At 50.7% G+C, this 23,110-nt stretch carries 23 protein-coding genes; 17 read left to right on the top strand and 6 right to left on the bottom strand.

Annotated features, from left to right (window positions below; translation table 11 throughout):
• The gene (locus EHT25_RS03295) at positions 1–1,239 is read right to left on the bottom strand and encodes an ABC transporter permease (protein WP_124870613.1); all 1,239 of its coding nucleotides are present in this window, start codon (positions 1,237–1,239) and stop codon (positions 1–3) included.
• Between the two features lie 165 nt (positions 1,240–1,404).
• Here EHT25_RS03295 and EHT25_RS03290 point away from each other — a divergent pair, with 165 nt between their 5' ends.
• The 6 genes from EHT25_RS03290 to EHT25_RS03265 all read left to right on the top strand — a co-directional run bounded on the left by EHT25_RS03290 (position 1,405) and on the right by EHT25_RS03265 (position 7,979).
• Positions 1,405–2,667: an asparagine synthetase B gene (locus EHT25_RS03290; RefSeq protein ID WP_124870610.1), complete on the top strand. Its 1,263-nt coding sequence runs from the start codon at positions 1,405–1,407 to the stop codon at positions 2,665–2,667.
• Between the two features lie 435 nt (positions 2,668–3,102).
• Positions 3,103–3,483 (top strand): cupin domain-containing protein, encoded by a 381-nt coding sequence (locus EHT25_RS03285; RefSeq protein ID WP_124870607.1) that lies wholly within the window; start codon positions 3,103–3,105, stop codon positions 3,481–3,483.
• Between the two features lie 137 nt (positions 3,484–3,620).
• Positions 3,621–4,961 carry a glycosyltransferase gene (locus tag EHT25_RS03280; protein WP_124870604.1) on the top strand — a complete coding sequence of 447 codons (1,341 nt, stop codon included), beginning with the start codon at positions 3,621–3,623 and terminating at the stop codon, positions 4,959–4,961.
• A gap of 149 nt (positions 4,962–5,110) precedes the next feature.
• Positions 5,111–5,650 (top strand): hypothetical protein, encoded by a 540-nt coding sequence (locus EHT25_RS03275; protein WP_124870601.1) that lies wholly within the window; start codon positions 5,111–5,113, stop codon positions 5,648–5,650.
• A gap of 12 nt (positions 5,651–5,662) precedes the next feature.
• The gene (locus tag EHT25_RS03270) at positions 5,663–6,613 is read left to right on the top strand and encodes a hypothetical protein (RefSeq protein WP_124870597.1); all 951 of its coding nucleotides are present in this window, start codon (positions 5,663–5,665) and stop codon (positions 6,611–6,613) included.
• 115 nt (positions 6,614–6,728) lie between these two features.
• Positions 6,729–7,979, top strand: coding sequence for a glucuronyl esterase domain-containing protein (locus tag EHT25_RS03265; protein WP_124870594.1), 1,251 nt, complete (start codon positions 6,729–6,731; stop codon positions 7,977–7,979).
• A gap of 139 nt (positions 7,980–8,118) precedes the next feature.
• On the opposite strand, the gene EHT25_RS03260 is transcribed toward EHT25_RS03265, so the two are convergent.
• Positions 8,119–8,610 (bottom strand): helix-turn-helix transcriptional regulator, encoded by a 492-nt coding sequence (locus EHT25_RS03260; RefSeq protein WP_124870592.1) that lies wholly within the window; start codon positions 8,608–8,610, stop codon positions 8,119–8,121.
• 132 nt (positions 8,611–8,742) lie between these two features.
• Positions 8,743–9,813 (bottom strand): DNA/RNA non-specific endonuclease, encoded by a 1,071-nt coding sequence (locus EHT25_RS03255; RefSeq protein ID WP_124870589.1) that lies wholly within the window; start codon positions 9,811–9,813, stop codon positions 8,743–8,745.
• Between the two features lie 107 nt (positions 9,814–9,920).
• On the opposite strand from EHT25_RS03255, the gene EHT25_RS03250 reads away from it, so the two are divergent.
• The 4 genes from EHT25_RS03250 to EHT25_RS03235 all read left to right on the top strand — a co-directional run bounded on the left by EHT25_RS03250 (position 9,921) and on the right by EHT25_RS03235 (position 13,319).
• Positions 9,921–11,162 carry a BaiN/RdsA family NAD(P)/FAD-dependent oxidoreductase gene (locus EHT25_RS03250; protein WP_124870586.1) on the top strand — a complete coding sequence of 414 codons (1,242 nt, stop codon included), beginning with the start codon at positions 9,921–9,923 and terminating at the stop codon, positions 11,160–11,162.
• A gap of 82 nt (positions 11,163–11,244) precedes the next feature.
• Entirely contained in the window at positions 11,245–12,060 is an 816-nt protein-coding gene (locus tag EHT25_RS03245; RefSeq protein WP_124870583.1) for a purine-nucleoside phosphorylase, read from the top strand.
• A gap of 34 nt (positions 12,061–12,094) precedes the next feature.
• Positions 12,095–12,571 (top strand): Uma2 family endonuclease, encoded by a 477-nt coding sequence (locus EHT25_RS03240; protein WP_185731267.1) that lies wholly within the window; start codon positions 12,095–12,097, stop codon positions 12,569–12,571.
• Between the two features lie 22 nt (positions 12,572–12,593).
• The gene (locus tag EHT25_RS03235) at positions 12,594–13,319 is read left to right on the top strand and encodes a hypothetical protein (protein WP_124870576.1); all 726 of its coding nucleotides are present in this window, start codon (positions 12,594–12,596) and stop codon (positions 13,317–13,319) included.
• Here the strand turns inward: EHT25_RS03235 and glgP are convergent.
• Positions 13,316–14,974 carry an alpha-glucan family phosphorylase gene (gene glgP, locus EHT25_RS03230; RefSeq protein WP_124870573.1) on the bottom strand — a complete coding sequence of 553 codons (1,659 nt, stop codon included), beginning with the start codon at positions 14,972–14,974 and terminating at the stop codon, positions 13,316–13,318. The two genes, EHT25_RS03235 and glgP, sit on opposite strands and share 4 nt — an antisense overlap.
• Positions 14,975–15,264: 290 nt before the next feature.
• On the opposite strand from glgP, the gene EHT25_RS03225 reads away from it, so the two are divergent.
• From EHT25_RS03225 to EHT25_RS03210, 4 genes are all read left to right on the top strand, one after another.
• The gene (locus EHT25_RS03225; RefSeq protein WP_185731266.1) at positions 15,265–16,227 is read left to right on the top strand and encodes a DUF4595 domain-containing protein; all 963 of its coding nucleotides are present in this window, start codon (positions 15,265–15,267) and stop codon (positions 16,225–16,227) included.
• A 237-nt stretch (positions 16,228–16,464) separates the two neighbouring features.
• Positions 16,465–17,292, top strand: coding sequence for a hypothetical protein (locus EHT25_RS03220; protein ID WP_229311419.1), 828 nt, complete (start codon positions 16,465–16,467; stop codon positions 17,290–17,292).
• Between the two features lie 22 nt (positions 17,293–17,314).
• Entirely contained in the window at positions 17,315–17,893 is a 579-nt protein-coding gene (locus tag EHT25_RS03215; RefSeq protein ID WP_124870566.1) for a Crp/Fnr family transcriptional regulator, read from the top strand.
• Positions 17,894–17,979: 86 nt separating this feature from the next.
• Positions 17,980–19,098, top strand: a complete 1,119-nt coding sequence (locus EHT25_RS03210; protein WP_124870563.1) for an NADH:flavin oxidoreductase — start codon at positions 17,980–17,982, stop codon at positions 19,096–19,098.
• Between the two features lie 42 nt (positions 19,099–19,140).
• Here the strand turns inward: EHT25_RS03210 and EHT25_RS03205 are convergent, their stop codons facing one another.
• Positions 19,141–19,986 (bottom strand): sugar phosphate isomerase/epimerase family protein, encoded by an 846-nt coding sequence (locus EHT25_RS03205; protein ID WP_124870560.1) that lies wholly within the window; start codon positions 19,984–19,986, stop codon positions 19,141–19,143.
• Between the two features lie 69 nt (positions 19,987–20,055).
• Positions 20,056–20,385 (bottom strand): tetratricopeptide repeat protein, encoded by a 330-nt coding sequence (locus tag EHT25_RS03200; protein WP_124870557.1) that lies wholly within the window; start codon positions 20,383–20,385, stop codon positions 20,056–20,058.
• 174 nt (positions 20,386–20,559) lie between these two features.
• Here EHT25_RS03200 and EHT25_RS03195 point away from each other — a divergent pair, with 174 nt between their 5' ends.
• The 3 genes from EHT25_RS03195 to EHT25_RS03185 all read left to right on the top strand — a co-directional run bounded on the left by EHT25_RS03195 (position 20,560) and on the right by EHT25_RS03185 (position 23,095).
• Positions 20,560–21,297 (top strand): electron transfer flavoprotein subunit beta/FixA family protein, encoded by a 738-nt coding sequence (locus EHT25_RS03195; protein ID WP_124870554.1) that lies wholly within the window; start codon positions 20,560–20,562, stop codon positions 21,295–21,297.
• Positions 21,298–21,421: 124 nt separating this feature from the next.
• Entirely contained in the window at positions 21,422–22,384 is a 963-nt protein-coding gene (locus EHT25_RS03190; protein ID WP_124870551.1) for an electron transfer flavoprotein subunit alpha/FixB family protein, read from the top strand.
• Between the two features lie 114 nt (positions 22,385–22,498).
• Positions 22,499–23,095 carry a bifunctional nuclease family protein gene (locus tag EHT25_RS03185; protein ID WP_124870547.1) on the top strand — a complete coding sequence of 199 codons (597 nt, stop codon included), beginning with the start codon at positions 22,499–22,501 and terminating at the stop codon, positions 23,093–23,095.
• The last annotated feature ends 15 nt before the right edge of the window (positions 23,096–23,110 follow it).

The following is a 23,110-nucleotide window of genomic DNA, read 5'->3' as shown; positions in this document are numbered from 1 at the left end:
TTATTCGTACCGAAGGGCTTCAATTGGATCCAGGCGCGAGGCTTTGAAGGCCGGGTAAATCCCTGAAAATAAACCTACTGAAACGCAAACCAGAATACCAACTCCCATCCAGAACCAGGGTACTACAAAACTACCCTTTCCCTGACTGACAACCGTCGAAATAATGTTGCCGATCCCGATTCCCAGCATGATGCCGCCGAATCCGCCAATGATGCAAATGACAATGGCTTCGATCAAAAACTGCTCACGAATGCGTTTTGGGGTTGCACCCAGCGATTTCCGGATGCCAATTTCGCGGGTTCGCTCCGTCACCGAAACCAGCATGATGTTCATAAGGGCAATGGCGGCCCCCAGCAGTGTGATAAAACCAATGCCAAAACCGCCGATCCGCAGGTAGCTTGTAATGTTTTCGAAATCTTTGGCCAATTCGTCCGCCCGTTTGATTTCAAATGAGTCCGGTTTTCCCAGCACGTCGCGCCGAATCTGACGCATGAGCCCGCGGGCTTCATCAACCGCCGTTTCGGCGTCACCCATGTTCGGAACCGAACCCGTGATGTCGAACGTCAGCGTTCGGTTGGCCGCCATCGCCCGGGCATTCTCCAGCGGAACCAGTGCCTGACGATCATCTCCTCCACCCGAAAAACCGCCTTTTTTGTCAAGTACACCAATGACTTTGAATTTTCCCCCCAGTATATTGATTTCCTTATTGAGCGGATTCTGGCCGCGGTCAAATAAGGTGGTCGCAATTTCGCTGCCGATGATGGTTACATTCAGGGAGTTCTCCAAATCGTTGGGTGAGAAGTTTCGGCCTGACTGCAGTTTTAAAGCCTTGATTCCTAAATAATTTTCATCGATACCAATCAACTGGACGTTCGGATTGGTTTTTTTAGACGCGTATTTAATTTGCGCGGCTCCGGTCACGGAAGCATAAACCGCAATGTTTTCCCCTTGCTGAAAGCGCCGTTTAAACGTCATCGCCTGGTGATAGTCGATTGGTGGAACCCGTTTTTCGGACCGTCCGCCAAACCGGCGGTACATCCGCGGCCCCTGAATATCGAAGGTATTGGCACCCAGCCCGGCAAAACTGTTATCCACCGAACTCTGAATTCCGTCGATGGCCGTCAGAATGCCGACCAGCGAGGTGATACCAATGGCAATAATGAGCGACGTCAGAATTGTTCGCAGCCGATTGGAAATGATGGAACGCAGTCCTTCGCGGATGTTTTCGATGAGATTCATAAACCAACTGGTTGAACGAATGAGGGCTGCCACGATTGGAAAGACGGTTTTAAACGCAATCTTTCAATCCGGCCTTCCATCAAACTATTTAGCATAAAAATTGCTTATCTTCGTTGAATACGAGTAGATACAAAGCTACTCAAAACAGCTAAAAAAAAAGTACCGATGAAAAGGCTGCTATTACCGCTCATCCTGATTTTGGCATTAACGACTCCCCTCTTTGCGTCGAAAATCCTGATACCGATGGATGAAAACCAGAAAAATCACCTCAAAGCGTACGGCATTGCTTACTGGGTTTTGCGCCAGTATGATACGGAAGTGGACTGGCTCCTCAATTACCGGGGTGGTAGTTTTATGATGCCCCACAACCAGCGGTTTGTCAACGAAATGGTGATCCGGGGTGTGAGCTACGAGGTAATTTCTGACGCACAAGGCGGCCAGATCATTGCTGAAGTTTCGTCGCCGGATGTGAATATGGATGCCGTCAAATTGCAAAAGGCGCCGAAAGTGGCCGTCTATTCACCCAAAACCAAACAACCCTGGGACGACGCCGTAACGCTCGTCATGACTTACGCCGAAATCCCGTATGAGACGGTTTTTGATGAGGACGTAATGGATGGTAAACTGGCGCAATACGACTGGCTGCACCTGCACCACGAAGATTTTACGGGACAATACGGTAAGTTTTTCCAATTCCGCGACCAGCCCTGGTACCAGGCCCAGAAACGGGAAGCCGAACTCATTGCCAAGAAATATGGCCTGACCAAAGTATCGGAGCTCAAGCGAAACGTCGCCAAGAAAATCCGGGACTATTGCCTCGGTGGCGGATACATGTTTGCCATGTGTAATGCCACCGACACCTACGATATCGCCCTGGCTACCCAAAATACCGACATTGCCGAGTCGATTTACGACGGTGACCCGGCCGATCCGGCGGCAAACAGCAAACTGGATTACAGCCAGACGCTGGCTTTCCGGAATTTTCAGGTATACATCAATCCGTACCAAATCGAGTTTTCAAACATCGATAATCAACCCGAAGAACGCGGTCTGATCGAGCAAAACGATTATTTCACCTTGTTTCAGTTTTCGGCGAAATGGGATCCCATCCCGACCATGCTGACCCAGAATCACATGAATATTATTAAGGGATTCATGGGCCAGACCACCGCATTCAAGAAAGGGTTTATCAAACCGGAAGTAGTCGTTTTGGCGGAAAACCGGGCCGCTAATGAAGCCCGTTACCTCCATGCGCCGTATGGCAAAGGGTTCTTTACGTTTTACGGCGGTCACGACCCCGAAGATTACCGGCACGAAATCAACGAAGAACCTACGGACTTGAACCTCCATCCAAACTCGGCCGGTTACCGTCTGATTCTGAATAATATCCTGTTCCCGGCGGCCAAAAAGAAGAAGCAAAAAACCTAACGGCAGCGCGTACCGGTTTTTGGATGCGGGCATTGAGCAAACGGTTAAATCCCGTCGCTCAATGCCCGCTTTTTTGTATTTTATGCCATCTTCTCCGCGAATTCCCACAACTATTTTTGCAAAACCGGTCGCGGCTCAGCGGCTTTTTTCACACCTTACTTCCACACCCATTCCCATGTGTAAACGCTGTATTCGCTGTTCGTGCGGACTATCCCGTTCCAGCCTTTCAAATCAATCCTTGGCCGTTTCCCATCCGCAGACAAAGGAGCCCATCCAGCCAACGGTTTCACGACGCAAAGATGTCAGTTCAAGTACAAAAGTGACGACTTCATTCCGGACACGGTTGGAATAGCCTGAGTTGGTAGTGACCTTTGGAACATGAAGTTTACGACTTCTGAAATACCATAAACAACAACTACTACTAAACGGCAATTCATGAACACATTTGCAACTGCTCAGGCTACGCTGAATCTATCGCACGTAGCCATTCGGGAAGCTGACTTGGATCTGGCTGCAACCTGCGGTATTAAATACTGGTATTTGCCAACTCCAGCCCATTCGAAAGTCGACAACGGCGTGGTTTGGTTGGCTGCCGGAGCCAACGGAACAGCACTTCACACCCACTCTGACGAGGAAGAATACTTTTCAGTCGAGTACGGCGAACTGGAAATTTTCGCGGGTGATCGCTGGATTCGGCTGACGGCCGGTCAATCATTGACCATCCCGGCCGGAACATGCCACACCCTGCGGAATCGGTCGGCTCACTCCTGCCTGTATTTTTACAGCATCGCTCCGCAATACGCTACCCTGATTTAAACGGTTTTCATTCAGAATTATTCATTAAATCGTTTCAAGGCGGTTTGCGGGAAAGCGGTTGCCTTCCTTTTTGCCCACTTCGCCGGGATGTTTTTCCGGATTTCGTACCAGACACCTTACCAACCAAACAACAAATCATGAACGCTAAAAAAATTCTTTTCGCCACCATTCCTGCCGACGGACATTTCAATCCCCTGACCGGAATCGCCAAACATTTGCAGGACCTGGGCCACGATGTCCGTTGGTACACCGGTGGCCGGTATGTTACCAAAGCCCAAAATCTGGGAATACCGGTTTATCCATTTCGAACCGCTAAAGTGGTCAATCAGGATACGTTAGAAGATTTATTCCCCGAACGCCAACGCTTGAAGGGAACCATTGCCCGGCTTCGGTTCGACATCAACCAGGTATTTCTGAACCGGGCGCCTGAATTTGTGGCGGATGTCATCGACATTTACCAGGAGTTTGGCTTCGAATTACTGGTTTGCGATGCCCTGTTCACGGGTGCCCCGTTCATCAAACAATTGCTTGAAGTACCGGTGGTTACCATCGGCATCGTTCCCTTTTCGGAAAGCTCGCGGGACTTGCCCCCCGCCGGAATGGGGCTGGAGCCCGCAACCGGTTTCTGGGGAAAACGGAAACAGGATTTACTGCGTTACGTAACCAAAAATATTCTTCTGAAACCGTGTACCGACCTCTACAACCGGTTTCTGCGTCAGCACGGCCTGGTGCCAACAAACGATTTTGTGTTTGATGCCTTCATTCGGGAAGCGGATGTCTACCTGCAAAGCGGGGTTCCCGGTTTTGAATATGCCCGTCGGGACATGAGCCCGAATGTCCGGTTTGTCGGCCCACTACTCCCCTATTCCAAGGGCTTGCGCAGCAGTTTTGCGCATTACGATAAACTCAGGCTCTACCGAAAAGTCATTCTGGTTACCCAGGGAACCGTTGAGCGCGACCCGGAAAAGATCATCGTACCGACGCTTGATGCCTTCAAAGACTCCGAATATCTGGTAATTGCAACCACGGGCGGATCCCAAACGGACGCGCTGCGGGCGCGCTATCCCCAGGCGAATCTCATTATCGAAGATTTTGTGGACTTCAACGAAATCATGCCGTATTGTGACGTCTACGTCACCAACGGCGGATACGGCGGTGTCATGCTCAGCATTCAGAACGGGCTGCCGATGGTGGCCGCAGGTGTTCACGAGGGCAAAAACGAGATCACTTCCCGCATTGGCTATTTTAACCTGGGCATCAATCTGAAAACGGAAACGCCGACACCGGAACAGATCCGGACGCAGGTTAAAACCGTCATAAGTAATCCCGTCTACCGGCGGAATATCGCCCGCTTACAGAACGAATTTTCGACGTATCGTCCGAACGAATTGTGCGAGACCTACATCGCCGAAGTGCTGGGTGAATCGCTCCGTTCGCCCGTCCCGACCATTCCGAAAAGACAGCCTGTGCTGGTTTAAATTCCGACACTGTAAAACCGGTCGGAAAGTGTCGTCAAATGCGCGTTTTCTGCGTAAAATGACATCCTCCCGGCCCTTTCTGTCCAATATCTTTGTAACCAGGATCGGCGAAAAACCGGTTAAAACCAAACAACAACAAATACATACACATGAAAAAGTTAACACTACTGACGATTCTGGCGTGGCTCATCGCCGTTGCCCTCATGCCTACCGCCAACGCGCAAACCATCGAAAAGGGCGAGAAATTCCTGAATGCCGGTATTGGTCTGGGTACCTATACCTACCGGGGCCTGCCCATCGGTGCCTCCTTTGAATATACCGTAAAAGACAATTTTTCGGTCGGCGGTTCCTTCGATTTTGCCCGCTATGGTTACAACAGCGGTGGCTACAAATGGAATTATACCTTTCTGTTTTTTACGGCCCGCGGATCGTATCATTTCGGAGAAATTTTAGATATTAGTGACAGCAAATTCGATCCGTATGCCGGGATTTCGCTGGGGCTTCGGACCTCGTCATACAGCGATTCATACGGCTCATCGCGGGATTATTACAGCCCTTACGGAAATTCACTTTTCCTGGGTCTGCACCTTGGTTCGCGGTATATGTTCTCGGAGAAATTCGGCGGTTTTGCGGAAGTGGGTTACGGAGTGGCGGTTTTACGGGTGGGCCTGGCGGCCAAGTTCAAGTAAAACTCTTTTCCAATGAAAAAGCACTTTTTAAGAGCAGCATTCCTGCTGGCCGCCGGTGGGTGGTTAGCCGCCCGAACCGCCGACATTGTAACCGACCTCGGACTAACCAGTGAGCAGGTTCAGCAAACTGCCTTTACCAACGTCACTTCTGACCGCCTGGCGGCCCCTTTTTCATCGAAGGTTCGGCAACTGGCCAAAAACATTCCCGATGGTTCGCGGGTAGCGGCTGTCCAGGCCATGGGCGCGGTGGTCAAAACCTACGCCAGTTCGGCCGATTTTAAAAAACGCTACCAGGACTGGCTGAAGCAAAAATACGGTATCAGCGACGAAAAAACCCGGGAAGCGGCTCAGGCGCAAAACACCTCGGTGGGCGATGTTCAGGCGGTTTATAACCAACAGGCAGCCATGATCCAGAGTTCATACAGCCAAATGCCGCCAGCCACATTGGCCATGATGATCCAGAGCCAGATTCAGATGCTGCAACAGGAATTGTCAGGAGCCGAAGGGGACGACAAAACCACTAAAACGAAGGAATTAGGCGAATTGAAGCGGATACAAACGTTGTCGAAAACAAATCCGGATGAGTTCAAGAAACAATACATCGCCAACTTTGACAAGATGTTGAAGCAGCAAATGGCCCAAAGCCGGGGTGATATGGAAGGGAAGCTAGCCGAATCGAAGCAAGAGGCCGCCGATTACCAGAAGCGACTGGCGGATTACAAAGCAGCCCCTGATTTGAACACCGCCCTGAAACAACGGCTGAATGACTTCATTGCTTTGGCCGGAAGCGTCGATTTCAACGCACAGTTGGTCCAGCGTGGCTCAAAATCTGAATTCGCCAATCCCGAATACCGCAACAAGCCCGAAAACTGGAAATTATTGTTCCGCATGGGTAAAGAACCGGTTCAGGCGGCACGCTCATTCGCTCAGAACTGGGTCAAAGAATTAGATTCAAAAAAGTAAATCGGGTATCTATTTTTCAGGTTAGGTAGCGAAATTCTGCTGGTATTACCGGCAGAATTTTCTGTTTTCGGGTCGTTTTATCCCCAACAGCCGAAAATTCTGAGAACTTTACCGCATGAACACCGCCCTTTCCTGCTTTCTGCTTTTGTTTACAGTTATTGGCCTTCGCGCTCAGCAACTGCGTTTGCCCAATCCGCTGCTATTTAATGATGGTAAATCCGTCAAAACCCCAAAACAGTGGCAAACGACCCGCCGAATCGAACTGCTGGAACAGTTTGCGACCGAAATGTACGGTCATTCACCCGGAAAACCAGCGTCGATGCGGTTTAGCGTTTTTGATTCGAATCCAAATGCGTTGGGAGGAAAAGCAACCCGCAAGCAGGTTGCCATCTGGTTGAACGGACAGGAAACCGGGCCCCGTATCGACGTTTTGATTTACCTGCCGAATCAATCAAAAAAACCGGTCCCGGCTATTTTAGGGCTCAATTTCTGGGGCAACCACGCCATAACTATTGATCCAGGAATTCGGATTACGACGAGTTGGATGGAGTCGGGCCGTGGCAATCCGTACGTCGATCTTTCGGGCGTAGTCGATCACCGCGCCACCGAAGCCTGTCGCGGCATCAACGCCCGCCAATGGCCCGTGGATAGCATCCTGAGCCGGGGGTATGCGCTGGTCACGGCCTACCGCGAAGACATTGCTTCCGACAATCCGAAATCCGGTTTTACGACGGGCGTTCATCCGCTGTATCCGGAATTTCAAAACCGAAGCGATAATTTTGGGACGGTTGCGGCCTGGGCCTGGGGATTGAGCCGAATCATGGATTACCTGCAGACCGACTCCGCCATTGACTCGAAACGCGTGGCGGTTTTCGGCTGGTCGCGCCTGGGGAAAGCGGCCCTCTGGGCGGGCGCCACCGATCCGCGTTTTGCAATGGTGATCAGCAATGAATCGGGCGCGGGCGGGGCCAAATTGTTTCACCGGGGCGTGGGCGAAAACATCCGGCGATTGAACACGGTTTTTCCGCACTGGTTTTGCGGCAATTTCCGAAAATACATGGATCAGGACACGCTGCTGCCCTTTGATCAACACGAGCTTCTTTCGCTGATTGCGCCCCGACCGGTTTACGTTGCCAGCGCCGAAAACGACGCGGGTTCCGATCCGGCGGGTGAATTTGCGAGCGCCAAAGCTGCCGATGCGATTTACCGGTTTTTAGGAACAACGGGTTTATCGGCAACCGCTCAGCCTCCCCTCAACCAATCCGTTCAGGGCCAGATTGGTTACCACATCCGGCCGGGTGGCCACGACGTTTTAGGGTACGACTGGGCGCAGTTTCTGCGGTTTATGGATCGGCATTTTAAATGACGGTATACGGTTTTCCGTTTACGGTTTTCGCCGGGCCGCTGGAGGGGTGCAAATCCCGTTGGACGGATTCACGCGTTAAAGGCGAGTCATTCAACATCCGTCAGCTAGCGAAAACCGTGTACCGAAAACCGTCGACTGACTAGCACGTCGCCAGCTGGTACGCCTTGGGATTATGGCCGGTCCATTTTTTGAAAGCCCGGCGGAAAGAACTTGGCTCGTCATATCCCATGACGCAGGCAATCTCGTTGATGTTATGCTGGGTGGTACGGATCAGCCGGAGAGCAATATCCCGGCGGGCTAAATCGATAATTTCCCGGAAATTCACATTCTCGGCCTGTAAACGGCGTTGCAACGACCGAACCGATAATCCCAATTCATCGGCGACATCCTCGATCTGGGCGGTTTGCTGTTGATCCAGTCGGCGCAAGACAATGGCGCGAGCCTGCCCGGCGAGTGGCTGGGTTTGCAGGTAACCCGTTCCGTATTCCATCGCCTGACAAATGGAATCGAATACCTCGTTCGGATTGATGCCCATCCGCTGGCAAACCGCTTCAACGTGGTCTTTGTTGCCGTTGAGGGCACTATTCAGAATCGTCTTTAATGAGTTAAAGGGTGTCGATTGAGCGTACATGTTGTTTACGGGATGCAGTGAATTACTTAAATCGACGACAAGTAATTCAACTTTTCAGCCTGCGGAAACCCTGAAGGTCACAAAGTGCGGGATTCGGTACTTGAAATGGCATTTTAGCATTCTCAACCGACATCACAAACTGAACCAGTTGGCGATCATCTGGGCCGGTCGGGCGCTTTCGAGTTGCTGTTCCAGTTTATCGGGAATCTTTGGAAAGAAGTCGATTCCGGTGCGTTTTTCTACCTCATCGACCGTGACCACAAATTGCTTCAGCGAGCCATCGGCCTCCTCGTTTTTCAGCAGAAAGGCAATCATACGAACGTCGGGGTTGTTGCAGTACAACAGCACTTTGTAGTAATATTCCGGCACCGCAATCTGATTTTTCTTGCCAATGGTTGGTAAACCGGGGCGCAGAACCGGGCCAGTCACCACGTAAAGGCCTTTATCGCGCAAAGCCCAAACCCGAACCTGTTCTTCCAGTTTCTTCCAGATTCCCCGGTTAAAATCCGGTACCTGCGGACTGATGTTGCTCATGTAAAACGTTTGCCGCATCATTTCCTTCGAAAATTTGAAATCGCCCGCCGGAGCTAAATGCCCCCGGTCGTAGCCGGAGCGCGAATAATCCGACGATACAGCCGAACCGGTTTCAACCGTCGGATCGGGCTGGAACTGCTCGTTTTTCCGTTCGGCGTCGCCCAGAATTTCGTTTTCCAGCAAGGGATACGAAACCCAGTCGGCCTGTTCATATTCTTCGCGATACCGCAAGGTGTAGCCATCATGGCGAATAATTTCGTCATTCGGTTGAAAACCTGGCAATGTAAAATCAACGAGTTTTTCGAAATCGAACAGCTTTTTCGTACTATTGGCTTTCGGAACCGACCGGTTTTTGCTTCCTTCCGATTTGGCTTTTTCCAACATCGAACGATCGTCGCTCGCTTCCGTATCGGTGTTATCGGCTGCGGTTTCCTGCGTCGGTTCGGGGGCCTTGTAGGGATTTTCCCGGACGGTTTCTTTCGGCGACGACTTAATACCCACCAGGCTTTTCACATCGTTCCAGAATGCCACAACCGGTTCGGTCCGGCCGCCGTAATGGAGAAACAGGCCAATCAGAAAAAAAATAAACAGCAAAATCAGCGTATTGCTACGCAACCGGAATCCGCTCCGATAAAAGTGCTTTGAAGGATGTTGCGAACGAAAAAACATGGTGCTAAGTTACGAATTCATTCCAAAGATGAGCTTTGATAATTGTTACTGAATACCCAAATACGGTTATTAATTTTGTCATTGATTGGCTAAAAGTCTGAAGTTGCATGCCCCCTTTTAAAATAGTCGTTATCGGTGGAGGAGCTGCCGGTTTTTTTGGTGCCATTACGGCCGCCGAAACGTTCCCGGCCGCCGAGGTTGTGTTACTCGAAAAAAGCAAAACCGTCCTGAATAAAGTCCGGATTTCGGGCGGAGGGCGCTGCAACGTCACGCATTCCTGTTTCGATAACCGGAAATTGATCAAGAACTACCCACGGGGCGAGTCGTTCCTGCGTCCATTGCTCAAACAATTCGATGCGACCTCCACCGTCAACTGGTTCGAAAGTCGGGGTATCCGGTTGAAAACCGAAGCCGACGGGCGGATGTTTCCCGTTACCGATTTATCCGAAACCATCATTTCGTGTTTACTCCAGGAAGCCCGTCGGGTTGGCGTTCAGATCCGGACCAGTTGCGGGGTCAAATCACTACTACCTTCGGCTTCGAGCTGGCAAATCGAACTCCTTTCCGGTGAATTTCTGGAGGTCGATCGGGTGTTAATTGCCGTTGGTGGCTACCCGCAGGCAGCTTCCTACGGCTGGATTCCGGGACTCGACGAAACTGGCCAACCAAACACAACGCTTGTTTCTCCGGTGCCTTCGCTGTTTACGTTCAACACGCCCGACAATCCGCTGCTGTCGCTGGCGGGGGTTGCGGTGCCGGATGCGGTTATCCGGGTTTCCGGTACGAAGCAGGAACAGCGCGGACCGGTTTTGATTACACACTGGGGGTTCAGTGGTCCGGCGGTTTTGCGGCTGTCGGCCTGGGCCGCGCGCGAGCTGGCGGAGTTGAATTACACCCACGAAATTCGCATCAACTGGCTGGCGGCCCTGAACGAAAATCAGGTGCGGGAGCAGATGCAAAACTACCGGCAGCAACACCCGAAAAAGCAGGTGGCGACGCAATCGCTGTTTGGTCTGCCGGCCCGTCTGTGGTCGGCCCTGGCAGCCGAAGCCGGTATTTCGACCGTTGAACGTTGGGGGGAGTTGCCAGGAAAATCCCAAAATCGCCTGATCAATTTGTTGACGAACAGCACCTTTGCCGTTTCCGGAAAAAGCACGTTCAAGGAAGAATTCGTGACCTGTGGCGGTATCGCAACCGATGCTCTGAAGCCTGAAACGCTGGAGAGTCGAACCCATCCGGGTTTGTTTTTCGCGGGAGAAGTGCTGGATGTCGATGGCATTACGGGCGGTTTTAATTTCCAGAATGCCTGGACTACGGGGTATGTGGCCGGGAAAAACATTGGCAAGTAACCTGTTCAGACCCCACTTTTTGCGAATTGATTTCTTGCGTTTCAAAGAAAGAAATACGGATTGAAGTCCGTTGGTATTCCTTATGACTGAACAGATTCAAAAAGCCGCCGACTTTATTCGTTCCTTTAAAACACCTCAACCCACCGTGGGCATTATTCTCGGCACCGGTTTAGGGGCGCTGGCGAAAGAAGTAAACGTCGAGGTGGTAATTCCGTACGAAACCATTCCGCATTTCCCGTTAGCAACGGTCGAATCGCATTCCGGGAAATTATTGCTCGGCACTCTGTCGGGAAAGCAGGTGATGGTGATGCAGGGACGGTTTCATTATTACGAAGGCTATTCGATGCAGCAGGTGACGTTTCCAGTGCGGGTGATGCGGTGGCTGGGTGTCGAAACCCTGTTGATTTCCAACGCCAGCGGGGGACTCAATCCCGATTTCGAAATCAGCGATCTGATGATCATCGAAGATCACATCAGTCTGTTTTTACCCGAAAATCCACTGCGAGGCCCGCATCCGGCCCAGTTTGGCGACCGGTTTCCCGACATGAGCGAACCATACAGCAAGGAGTTGGTCTGGCTGGCGCGTTCGATTGCTCAGAAATTTGATTTCCCGATTCAACGGGGTGTTTATTGTGGCATAACGGGTCCGCAGCTCGAAACCAAAGCCGAATACCGGTTGCTCCGCCAGTTGGGGGGCGACGCCGTCGGAATGTCGACGGTACCGGAGGTAATCGTTGCGCACCAAATGGGCCTGAAAGTCCTCGCCTGTTCAGTTATTACAGATCTGTGTATACCGGAAACACTCGAAAAAGTCAGTTTTATAAAAGTGCTGGCGGCAGCCGCCACCGCCGAACCCCGACTGACGGCCTTATTCCGGGAAATAGTGGCCCGATTGTGAAAAAATGTTATTTTTGTTTGGTAATAAAAACGGTATGGAAACCCCAACGATCTCTCAATACGAACTCGAACGCGGAAAGCCAATGCCGAGTAAGAACCACGCCAAAATTCAAGGGCTTCTCTCATTTGTATTAATCAGAGATTACAACGAGAAATACGATACCTTATCCGAAATCAGCGTCGATTTGCCCACGGGCGGAGTAGTTCCGGACATTGCGTTGTATCCGCCAACCTCCTACGAAGCCTTCAATGATGAAGTGGAAATGACAACCCCCCCGCTTTGCGCCATAGAAATTATTTCTCCTTCCCAACCCAACCAGCAGTTCATCAAAAAAGCCGAAAATTACTTCAAAGCCGGAACGCGCTCGTGCTGGGTTGTTGATCCGGTTTTCCGGCAAATCCACGTTTTCGACAGTCCGGAACACTACCAGACCTTTCAGGCTGGTCAGGAAGATCAGCTGATCGATCACGTTATGGATATCCGGCTTTCGTTGCAGGAGATTTTCAAATAAGTCGGTCTTTTTCCTGCATTCGATGCCCACGCCCCAATTTCTGGACTTTTCAGGCAATCACAACGTCTTTAAAAGCGACTCCGAACAAACCATTACGGTTTTTACGGAACTATATCTCTACGGTTCGGTCGCAACGGATGAACTGGCCAACCGGATTGCCTACAACGTCGTGCGGGTGTGGGATCGCCCCGAAATCATTCTTTCGCTCGACGACGTCGATTTTCTGATCCGGTTTCAGGTCATCGGAATGTACGTCGACGATCCCCGGCCGCTGCTGCACAAAAACCGGGATTACAAAAAAATGTTCTTTCGGATCGAAACCGAAACCGATAATTCGCTGGGGGGTATATCGTACATGGACGGGCTGAACAGCAACACCGGTTTTTTCCGGCTCGACAACGTGGGCTTCGAAGGCTCCACCACCGAAGCCCACGAAATCGGTCACGGCTGGGGACTCGTTCCCGGAACGCCCGACGGTCATCCGCAAAACCTCAACCTGATTGGCAGAGGACAACCGGGTATTATGTATCCGCGCGGTACCCTCGTCGACCCCGAATACCAGTGGAACCCGTCGGCCCGGCCCGGCGAGTTTGGGGGCACGCTCAAACCGGACAAACGGGTAGCGACGCTGGAAGACATTGCCATGCTGGGTCTCGATCAGCTTGATTACGACTGGCAGGGACGCGCCAGGCTTGGCGGCCTGACCAATGTCTATCATGATTTCAAACCGCCCTTGCCGCTGGCCTAATACATCTTTTCGTAATATTCCGTCGCCATCCGGTTGGAGTTAAAAAAACCGTTCACGTCGTTCATGCTTTGCAGCGTCAGGGCATTCCATTCATCCGGTTTTTCGTAATACATCGGCAGGATGACGTTTTCCAACTGGTCGAAAAAATGATTTCGATCGGAAGCATCGCGCTCTTCCGGCGACAGACCGGGTTGCACGACGGGAACAATAAAGGCATTTTTCTGGTGCTCCGCAAACTCGCAAATCCAGCCGTCGAAGGTGGAGAAATTGATGCCCGCATTCATGGCTGCCGTCATGCCGCTCGTGCCGGAAGCTTCCCGCGTAACAACCGGCGTGTTCAGCCATACATCCGAGCCGTCTTTCAACAGCTTCGACAAGGCCAGTTCATAGCCCGTCAACACCGCCATATTTTTGTGAAGATGACTCAAATACACCAACGAATTGAACGTGTGCGTCGCGCCTTCGTCAGACGGATACGGTTTTCCGGCCCAGATGAATTGGATGGGATATTTTTCATTGTTCATTAATTGGTGAAACCGTTCATGATCCTGCACCAGCAAATCCGGACGTTTGTATCCGGCAAACCGGCGTGCCCAGATGATCGTCAGCACATTGGGATCGAAGAGTTTGCCGCACTGGTCGGCTACGGTTTTAAACAGTGTCGCTTTCAGACTTTTTTTTCGTTCCGCAATTGCTTTTACATCGCTTTTCTTCCGGGCGTTTTCGAGTTCGGGGTCTGCCCAATACCGCAAATTCTGGGCGTTGGTAACGTGCGTGATTTCGGGAATATTGCTGTAAGAACCCCACATGTGTCGCGACACCTCGCCGTGCAGTTTTGAAACCCCATTGGCTTTCCGGCTGAGTCGCAAAGCCGCCAGCGAATGATTGAACACGTTGTCGTCGATCCCGGTTATCTCCCGAACCTTTTCCAGTGGCACCTGACCAAAGAAACTCATGACATTCAACTGGGTTATGTCGTGTTTGTCATTTCCGGCTTCTTCGGGCGTATGGGTCGTAAAAACCATCCGTTTCCGAACCGCATCGGCACTGCCGTACTTTTGGTACAGGTGAAATGCCGCCGAAACTGCGTGCGCTTCGTTCAAATGGTAAACCTCCGGTTCATAATTCAGTTCATCCAGTAACTTGGCGCCACCCAATCCCAGAATCATGCATTGCGCCACTTTAGCCGATGAAATGCTGTCGTATAACCGGAGCGAAATGGAACGGGCTAACCAGTCATTTTCGTCGATATCGGTCGTCAGAAAGAACATCGGCACGGTATTAAAGTGCTTGGGATCCAGGTAATACGCTTTAACCCAGACGGGCGTATGATGCACTTCAATCGTAAATTTGATTCCGGTGTCTTCCAGAAAACCGTAGATTTTTTCCCGAAACAATACATCCATCGCGTTGTCGGTTTTCCTCGTTTGGTCGTAGTAGCCGTATTTCCACAACATTCCGATTCCGATCACATTCTGTTTCAGTTCAAACGCGCTCCGCATGTGCGAACCGGCCAGAAACCCCAGGCCACCCGAGTAGATTTTCAAGGCCTGGTCGATGGCAAATTCCATCGAAAAATACGCAACGGACTTTCTGAATTGGGGAGCAAATTCATACGGATGGCGATACGCCTGAGGTAAGTTCGATTTTGTCATTCGGTTCGTAAACAGGTTGAATAAAGTACATTCGGTCGGTGCAAGATAAGAAAAGACCCGATAGTACCATTTAAAGAAAATACAGGATTGAATTAATTGAATCAGAACGGGTTTGATCCAGTAGTCATATCGATAACTAATAAATCAGCTGAAAAGATTAAATCGGTGACTTGAAAGTGGCCAATTCCAGGGAGTTGTTTACCAATACCTACCCAGTATTCATTATGATGTGGTTATCATCTGTGCATCCGGCACCTTTGCATCATTCAAACAAACCACATCACATACCAATGAATACAATCGTTCAAAAAACCATTCTGGCCCTCGGTTTGGCCGTTTCATCCGGACTTATTTCCTGTCAAAAAGACAGTGCCATCACCCCTGATCAGCCCCACAGTTCGGCAAAACAAGCTGCCACCGACGATTTAATCGTCGTGAATGTGGCCAAAAAATACACCCTAACCAAGCAGGGGAAAGCGGTTTTAACGTATTACCCGGATGGTCGGCTGCAAAAAGTGACTCAGGGGGCGGAATTCCACCGCGATTATACTTACAATGGCAATACAATCCAGGCCATTTCCTACCGAAACGGCAAGATGGCCTTTAAGGACACGTATCAGATCGACCCCAACACGGGCCGCGTTACCGAATCGGTACAGGTAGATTACCTGGTGTTGCCAACCCCGTTTAATATCGATGTAAGCGGAAACCGTACCAGAACCTGGGTTTATGCCTATAATGCCAAGGGGCAATTGACGAGTTGCGGAGAAAAATACAAATCACAGAACCGGACCGAATACGGCTACAATGCGCAGGGCAACCTGAACCTGGTATCGACCTATTGGGAAAACCTCAACCAGGGAAAACCGTGGTATACCATCTCGCTCGGCTATTTGGAAAACAAAGGACGTCAAAGTCAAAATCCCGGTCAGATCAATGTGATTGAGTATGTTGCAGATAAATATCCGACAAACTTCAACTGGATTCTTCTGCCCACCCCGTATGACTCCATCGATTATTACGCCCAGGCCATACCCGAAAGGTATCTGAAAATTTACGGCAAAATGAGCCCCAATTTGTTGGCGTCGGCCAACTGGCATGTGGACGGCATGGGTTATCACGGTTCCAATTTCACCTATTCGCTGAACGCCGATGGCTACGTAACGGAGCGGAAACGGTTCGACGATCAATACCCGCAGTTGCTCGAAACCGAGACGTACGATTACAATGTGTCTTACCTGGGCGTCCAATAATTCACCAACATTCAGCAAAAATTCAGCGAACCTCCTGGCAGGTTACCGTCCGGTAACCTGCCAGGAGGTTTTTCGCGTCGGGTGGTCTTACTTTTTATCCTTCAAAATTCCGAATGTGACGCAGCACCCCATCGACCGTCATAATACGGAAGTAAAGGAACTCAATACCTTGGATTGCGCTTTACCTAACGTTTGTTAGCGATTACGAATACAACCACCGTCACTTGATCTGTCCGTATGAATTTTAAATCTTTACTGTTCAGCAGTTTATTTTTCTGTTTATTACAACCGGTTTTTGCCCAACAGTCCCTTCCCGAAAATTCAATCAAGCTCGGCAAACGGCGCGGTAGTTTCTATTTCACTTGGGGGTATAACCGCGATTGGTACACCAAAAGCACGATCCGGTTCCGCAACACAACGACGGACAACTACGACTTTACATTTATCGACGCGAAAGCACACGATAGCCCTGATTTTGCCAGTTTTTATAAACTCACCAGCCTCACCATTCCCCAATACGACGCGAATCTGGGCTATTTTTTCAACGACAAACATGACCTTGGAATTGAGTTGAGTTGGGACCACCTCAAATATGTCGTTACCGACAATCAGGTGATCCATGTGAAAGGACAGATCCGGGAGCGCCCAATTGATAAAGACACGCTCGTGACGCCCGATTTTGTGCATTTACAACACACCAATGGCAACAACTATTTAATGATAAACCTGGTAAAGCGTCAAAAACTCTGGCATTCCAACGCTTTTCAGTTGAGTGCAATTGGAAAAGTCGGTGCCGGGCCGTTAATTTCGTACACCATTTCGACCGTGCTCGGAAACGAAGACCCCGGTTATTTCCACTATCACGGCGTGGTTGCGGCACTAAGCGGAGGCTTCAAACTCGATATTTTGAAGTATTTCTTTTTACAAACCGACCTGCAGGGTGCCTGGGTCGATTACACAAACACCAAACTGGGTGCCGACCACCAGGGCCTGGCTACGCACCATTTTTATTCACTGCAATACAAATACTTATTTGGCTTCAATTTTCCGTTAAGTAACCGGTAACCGTCCTGCTTTTTTTAGAGCCATGTTTGATGTTTTGCGCAACCACATTGAGAAGAAAGTCAGCCTGACGGACGACGAGTTTGCGCAGGCTTCTGCCTTGTTTACGATTCGAAAACTCAAGAAAAAACAGTTTCTGCTGCAACAGGGCGATGTTTGCCGCTACGAAAGTTTTGTGGTAACCGGTTGCCTGAAATCCTACCATACCGATGATCAGGGCGTCGATCACGTGCTGCGGTTTTCGGTCGAATACCACTGGGCGGGCGATCTGGACAGTTTTATCAACAAGACGCCCTCCTCGTTCAACATCGAAGCCATGGAACCCGTTACGCTGCTGGTCATCGACGAGCCGTCGCTCGATCAACTGTACCAGTGCGTTCCGAAACTGGAAACGTTTTTCCGGCTGCTCAATCAAAACGCCCTGATCGCGACCTCGCAACGCGTTATCAAAAACCTGAGTATTCCCGCCAGCGAACGGTATCACCTGTTTCTTCAAGCCAATCCCCACCTTGTTCAGCGCATTCCGTTGAAAGACATCGCTTCGTATTTGGGAATCACCCCGGTTTTTCTGAGTAAACTGCGCCGGGAAAAGCCCGGTTTCTAAAACTGGTTTTAGCGGTTTTCTTCACCTGGTTTAAGTGTAAAAAACGAAACCCGCCGGAATTTTGTGGTCAATAAACCGATCACAAAATGAACCCGAACGCGCACTCTTTTTTTGATTCCATTCGGCTTGGTCAACGGCGGCTTTCAAACCGGTTTGTCGTTGCGCCCATGACGCGTGTCAGTGCCACCTCCGACGGAATTCCGACTGATTCAATGGCCGATTATTACGAAGCTTTTGCAACCGGCGGTTTTGCCGCGATTATTACAGAAGGTATTTATACCGATTCGATCGCGTCGGTCTGCAATCCGAATCAACCCGGACTGGTGACGGAGCAACAGGTAAAATCCTGGCTCCGGCTCACCACCCGGGTCAGACAATACCCGACGGTTTTTATCGCTCAACTCATGCACGCCGGAGCCTTGTCGCAAGTCCTGACAACAACCCTCGCTCCTTCGGCCATTCCGCCAATCGGTAAACCATCTGCCTCGTCGGGTGGCTTGCCGACATTTACCCATCCGAAAGAAATGACGGTTGAAGACATCAAAACCGCAATCAGAGGCTATGTAAAGGCGGGCCTAAATGCCGTTGAAGCCGGTTTCGATGGAATTGAAATCCACGGGGCCAATGGCTATTTGCCCGACCAGTTCCTGACAACTTATACCAATCAGCGAACCGATCGATACGGTGGCTCGGTTGAAAACCGCTTTCACTTTATTGCCGAACTGATGCATGAAATCCGCGCAGCAGTTCCAAACGATTTCATCGTCGGCCTGCGCTTATCGGAAGGGAAAGTGAACAACCTGACGTATCGCTGGGAAGAAGGCGCCGAAATGGCCCGGGCGGTTTTTGCGGAAGTGAAAAAAGCGGCTCCCGATTACCTGCACCTGGCCGCCGAGGGCGGTGGCTGGCAGCGAGAATGTGTGTATGCCGACGGCAGTTCGTCGACGGGGATTGCCCGCCAGATGCTGGACTGTCCGGTTATCGCGAACGGCGGTTTGCACGATCTGAGCCTGGCAAACAAGATTCTAACGGAAGAACTGGGTGATTTACTGGCAATTGGCCGGTATGCGATTGCCAATCCGGATTTTCCCCAGAAGGTTTTCCGGCAGGAACCGCTGTTGCCGTTTGAGTCCGGAATGATCAAGCCGTCAGTTTCTCTGGAAAATACGCGGGAGTGGATAGGAACGCGGATGGACCGGATTTGAACGGATAAAAATCCGGTCCATCCGCGTTCCTATCAGCAAACATTAAATCGACTTCAGATATGCCAAACTTTGTGGTACTTGCTGCTGCGCCGATGGGCTTTCGTCTTCGATGTAGAAATACTCGATCGATGATTTTTTAGCGGCTTTCAGAACGGCCGTCAGATTGATCTGCCCCGATCCCAGAGCCACGTCGTTTTCGGGAGGTGTACCGCCCGACATGTTGCCCTCGACCCCTTTTTTGAGGTCTTTCATGTGCATCAGCTTAAACCGCTTCGGGTATTTTTCGAGCAGTTTGGCGGGGTCCTGACCCGGAAAATAAACCCACAGAACGTCCATTTCAAAGCTCACATCTTCCGGGTTCGTTTTCTGAACGATGTAATCGAACAGCGTGCCATTTTCGTACGGTTCGAACTCGAAACCGTGGTTATGATATACGAACATCAACCCTTTGTCTTTCAACTGTTTCCCGATCGTGTTAAACTCGCTGACGGTTTTTTGGGCAGCCTCCAGCGTAAATTTTCCCTGATGCGGAATCCAGGCCAGTCGGACGTATTTGGCACCCAGCGTTTTGGCATTCTCAATCACCATGTCCATCTTTTTCATCAGGTCGTCGTATCCAACACCGTGGCTGGTGCAGACCATACCGCGTTTATCGAGTTCGGCGCGAATTTCGGCTGCGGTTTTTCCGAAAAGGCTGGAAAATTCGATGTTGGTGATGCCCATCGACTTAATTTTGTCGAGTGTGGCGGGCATGTCTTTCGCAAATTCATTACGCATGGTGTACGACACCATACCGGGCGTGTCTTTCAACGTTTTACCAAACCGTTGACCGAATGTCGTCGCAGTCAGCAGAAAGGCAATCGAAGTCAGCAGAACGTATTTTTTCATGATCGTTAATTAGGTTTATCGTAATAAGAACAGAAACCGCATCGCCTACTGTAACCAATCCCAACGGTTTCAATAATCATCCTCCTCATCCTGAAATGACCGGTACGCCCGGTTCAACTCCTGAAAGGCCTTCTCGTTTTTCTGCTCCCGGGCAAGTTCAATTCCCCGCAGATAAACAGTCTCCGCTTCGGTCCGGTTGTTCCGTTCGGTAAGAAGCTCAGCCGCCTTATAATAGGTCGGCAAATACGTGGGATGCTGGTCGAGTAATTTCTCCAGATACTGCAAAGCCTGTGCGGGCTGTTCATCCCGGTATTCCATTGCCAACGCATACACATTGAACGGATCGTCCGGTTGTTCTTCTATAAATTGGAGGAGAAGCTGAATTCGGGTATTGTTCACAGTTTTTTAGGTTTACAGTATTCGTTTTCCGCGGCTGACGCGTAAATTGTAAGTAGGCGTCAGCCACCGAAAACCGGAAACTGAACACCGAGACAGATAATTAGTATGCAAGCATACGTTTTATTTCCGGCAAGTTTGTATTTTTGCCCGTATCACATCTAAACCACAGACAACATGAAGATTTTAGTGTGTGTCACGAGTGTGCCGGACACCATCACCAAAATTACGCTCACGGATAACAATACCAAACTTAATAAAGCAGGCGTGCAATTCATTACCGGCCCTTACGACGATTACGCGCTCTCACGGGCGGTCGAGTTAAAGGAGCAACTGGGCGGAACAGTTACGGTGCTGAATGTCGGGGAAGCCGACGCGGAACCGGTAATCCGGAAGTGTCTCGCCATTGGTGCCGACGACGCGATCCGGGTGAATGCCGAACCGACCGACGCCTATTTTGTCGCCGAACAGATTGCCGCCATTGCGAAAGAGAATAACTACGATTTAATCCTGATGGGCCGCGAATCCATCGACTACAACGGCGGTCAGGTTCACGGCATCGTGGGCGAAATGCTCGGTATTCCGTCGATCTCGCCGGTGATGAAACTCGCCATTGAAGGAACCACCGCAAAAATCACCCGCGAAATCGAGGGTGGTCACGAAGATCTGGAAGCCGGTTTGCCGTTGGTCTTAGGCTGTCAGGAACCAATCGCCGAGTGGAAAATTCCGAACATGCGCGGCATCATGACGGCCCGGACCAAAAAGCTGACCGTCGTTGAACCTTCGGGAAATGATACGCTCACCCAGATTTCCAGCTACGAACTGCCGCCCGCCCGCGGAGCCTGCAAGATGATCCCCGCGTCAGAAGCCGAAACGCTGATCAAGTTGCTGCGTACGGAGGCTAAAGTGATATAGAGAGTTGTTACACAGGGTTTGTCAGAGGAAATCAGGGTGATCAGAGAAACTTTGATTAACCCTGATTTCCTCTGATAAACCCTGTGTAACAACAAATTTCGAACCTTTATAACCCTAAAAATCCATGTCAGTTTTAATATTTGCTGAATTAGAAGAAGGAGCAATCAAGAAATCGTCGCTCGAAGCAATATATTACGGTTCAAAAGTCGCTGAACAAACCGGCACCACCGCCACGGCCCTCGTGCTGGGCGAAGGAAGCGCCGATGAATTAGCGAAAGCCGGTCGGTTTGGGGCCGCGAAGGTGTTGCATGCCAGCGAAACCCGGTTGAACGAAGGCAATGCACTGGCGTACGCCAGCGCCGTGGCCGAAGCCGTCCATCAGGAAGGTGCGACCATCATTGTGCTCGCAAAATCGTCGCTGGCCGATTCAATGGCGGCTCGTCTGGCCGGAAAGCTAAAAGCGGGTTTGGCCGCCAATGTCATCGAATTACCGGATTTATCCAGCGGTTTTCGGGTGAAACGCAGCATCTTCACCGGAAAAGCGTTTGCGATCACGGAATTGACGGCGGAGAAGAAAATTCTGACGATCAAGAAAAATACGATTACGCCCGAAGAAACCGACGCGGTGGCTCCCGTTGAAGCCTTCAAACCGGCCTTGAACGACTCCGATTTTACCGTTAAAGTGACCAATGTGGAAAAAGCGACCGGCGACGTTCTCCTGCCCGAAGCGGATTTGGTTGTTTCGGCGGGCCGGGGATTAAAAGGCCCGGAAAACTGGGGTATTGTGGAAAATCTGGCCAAAGCACTGCACGCGGCTACCGCCTGCTCCAAACCGGTTTCGGACCTCGACTGGCGACCTCACCACGAACACGTTGGCCAGACAGGCATCAAAATCAGCCCGAACCTGTACATTGCCTGCGGAATTTCCGGCGCCATTCAACATTTGGCGGGCGTGAACTCATCGAAGGTCATTGTAGTTATCAACAAAGATTCGGAAGCGCCGTTTTTCAAATCCGCGGATTACGGCATCGTCGGCGACGTGTTCGACGTGTTGCCCCGGCTGACGAAAGCGGTGAAAGAACTTTAAACTTTTGTGTTTGGGCATTTAGTGGTTTGCGGTTTTAGGATTTTTTTAGTTTCTGGTGAAAAAACTCCTAAACCTGCAAACCGCTAAACTCCCAAACTCTATTAACTTTGCGTCGTGGAGAAGATTAGACTTGAAATCTTAGGTTTGTCGCCCAGCCAATCGCAGTCGGGTTCGTTTGCACTGGTATTGGGAGAAGAATACGGGAACCGCCGGTTGCCGATCATCATCGGTATGTTTGAAGCACAGGCCATCGCCATCGAGATCGAGAAGATTGTGCCCAACCGCCCGATGACCCACGACCTCTTCAAATCCTTTGCCGATAAATTCGGCTTTACGGTTCGTGAAATCGTCATTTCTGACCTGCGGGAAGGCATTTTCTTTGCCCGGATCGTTTGTACCGACGGCACGCGCGAAACCGTTGTGGACGCCCGCCCCTCCGATGCCATTGCGATTGGAATCCGGTTTAACGTTCAGATTTACACCTACGAATCCATTCTTTCCGAAGCCGGTATTACCGCCAGCGCGACCGACGAAGCCGAGGAACAGGAAGAACTCGTTCCCCAGACGACGTCCCGCTCGTCGCGGTCCCTGACCGAACAGTTGAAAGACATGACGTACGACGAACTCCAGCAATCGCTGGACGAAGCCCTGAAAAAGGAGGAATATGAAAAAGCCGCCAAAATTCGGGACGAAATGAGCCGTCGGAATTAGACTTCCCTTGTCAAA

Source organism: Larkinella rosea (assembly GCF_003858635.1).
In the GTDB taxonomy this organism is placed as follows: Bacteria; Bacteroidota; Bacteroidia; order Cytophagales; family Spirosomataceae; genus Larkinella; species Larkinella rosea.
This window is presented reverse-complemented; position numbering and strand designations above follow the sequence as displayed.

Bases quoted from the DNA above. Each gene is read 5' to 3' on its own strand.
- EHT25_RS03295 (WP_124870613.1), bottom strand. From the start codon at position 1,239: ATGAATCTCATCGAAAACATCCGCGAAGGACTGCGTTCCATCATTTCC.
- EHT25_RS03290 (WP_124870610.1), top strand. From the start codon at position 1,405: ATGAAAAGGCTGCTATTACCGCTCATCCTGATTTTGGCATTAACGACT.
- EHT25_RS03285 (WP_124870607.1), top strand. From the start codon at position 3,103: ATGAACACATTTGCAACTGCTCAGGCTACGCTGAATCTATCGCACGTA.
- EHT25_RS03280 (WP_124870604.1), top strand. From the start codon at position 3,621: ATGAACGCTAAAAAAATTCTTTTCGCCACCATTCCTGCCGACGGACAT.
- EHT25_RS03275 (WP_124870601.1), top strand. From the start codon at position 5,111: ATGAAAAAGTTAACACTACTGACGATTCTGGCGTGGCTCATCGCCGTT.
- EHT25_RS03270 (WP_124870597.1), top strand. From the start codon at position 5,663: ATGAAAAAGCACTTTTTAAGAGCAGCATTCCTGCTGGCCGCCGGTGGG.
- EHT25_RS03265 (WP_124870594.1), top strand. From the start codon at position 6,729: ATGAACACCGCCCTTTCCTGCTTTCTGCTTTTGTTTACAGTTATTGGC.
- EHT25_RS03260 (WP_124870592.1), bottom strand. From the start codon at position 8,610: ATGTACGCTCAATCGACACCCTTTAACTCATTAAAGACGATTCTGAAT.
- EHT25_RS03255 (WP_124870589.1), bottom strand. From the start codon at position 9,813: ATGTTTTTTCGTTCGCAACATCCTTCAAAGCACTTTTATCGGAGCGGA.
- EHT25_RS03250 (WP_124870586.1), top strand. From the start codon at position 9,921: ATGCCCCCTTTTAAAATAGTCGTTATCGGTGGAGGAGCTGCCGGTTTT.
- EHT25_RS03245 (WP_124870583.1), top strand. From the start codon at position 11,245: ATGACTGAACAGATTCAAAAAGCCGCCGACTTTATTCGTTCCTTTAAA.
- EHT25_RS03240 (WP_185731267.1), top strand. From the start codon at position 12,095: ATGGAAACCCCAACGATCTCTCAATACGAACTCGAACGCGGAAAGCCA.
- EHT25_RS03235 (WP_124870576.1), top strand. From the start codon at position 12,594: ATGCCCACGCCCCAATTTCTGGACTTTTCAGGCAATCACAACGTCTTT.
- glgP (WP_124870573.1), bottom strand. From the start codon at position 14,974: ATGACAAAATCGAACTTACCTCAGGCGTATCGCCATCCGTATGAATTT.
- EHT25_RS03225 (WP_185731266.1), top strand. From the start codon at position 15,265: ATGAATACAATCGTTCAAAAAACCATTCTGGCCCTCGGTTTGGCCGTT.
- EHT25_RS03220 (WP_229311419.1), top strand. From the start codon at position 16,465: ATGAATTTTAAATCTTTACTGTTCAGCAGTTTATTTTTCTGTTTATTA.
- EHT25_RS03215 (WP_124870566.1), top strand. From the start codon at position 17,315: ATGTTTGATGTTTTGCGCAACCACATTGAGAAGAAAGTCAGCCTGACG.
- EHT25_RS03210 (WP_124870563.1), top strand. From the start codon at position 17,980: ATGAACCCGAACGCGCACTCTTTTTTTGATTCCATTCGGCTTGGTCAA.
- EHT25_RS03205 (WP_124870560.1), bottom strand. From the start codon at position 19,986: ATGAAAAAATACGTTCTGCTGACTTCGATTGCCTTTCTGCTGACTGCG.
- EHT25_RS03195 (WP_124870554.1), top strand. From the start codon at position 20,560: ATGAAGATTTTAGTGTGTGTCACGAGTGTGCCGGACACCATCACCAAA.
- EHT25_RS03190 (WP_124870551.1), top strand. From the start codon at position 21,422: ATGTCAGTTTTAATATTTGCTGAATTAGAAGAAGGAGCAATCAAGAAA.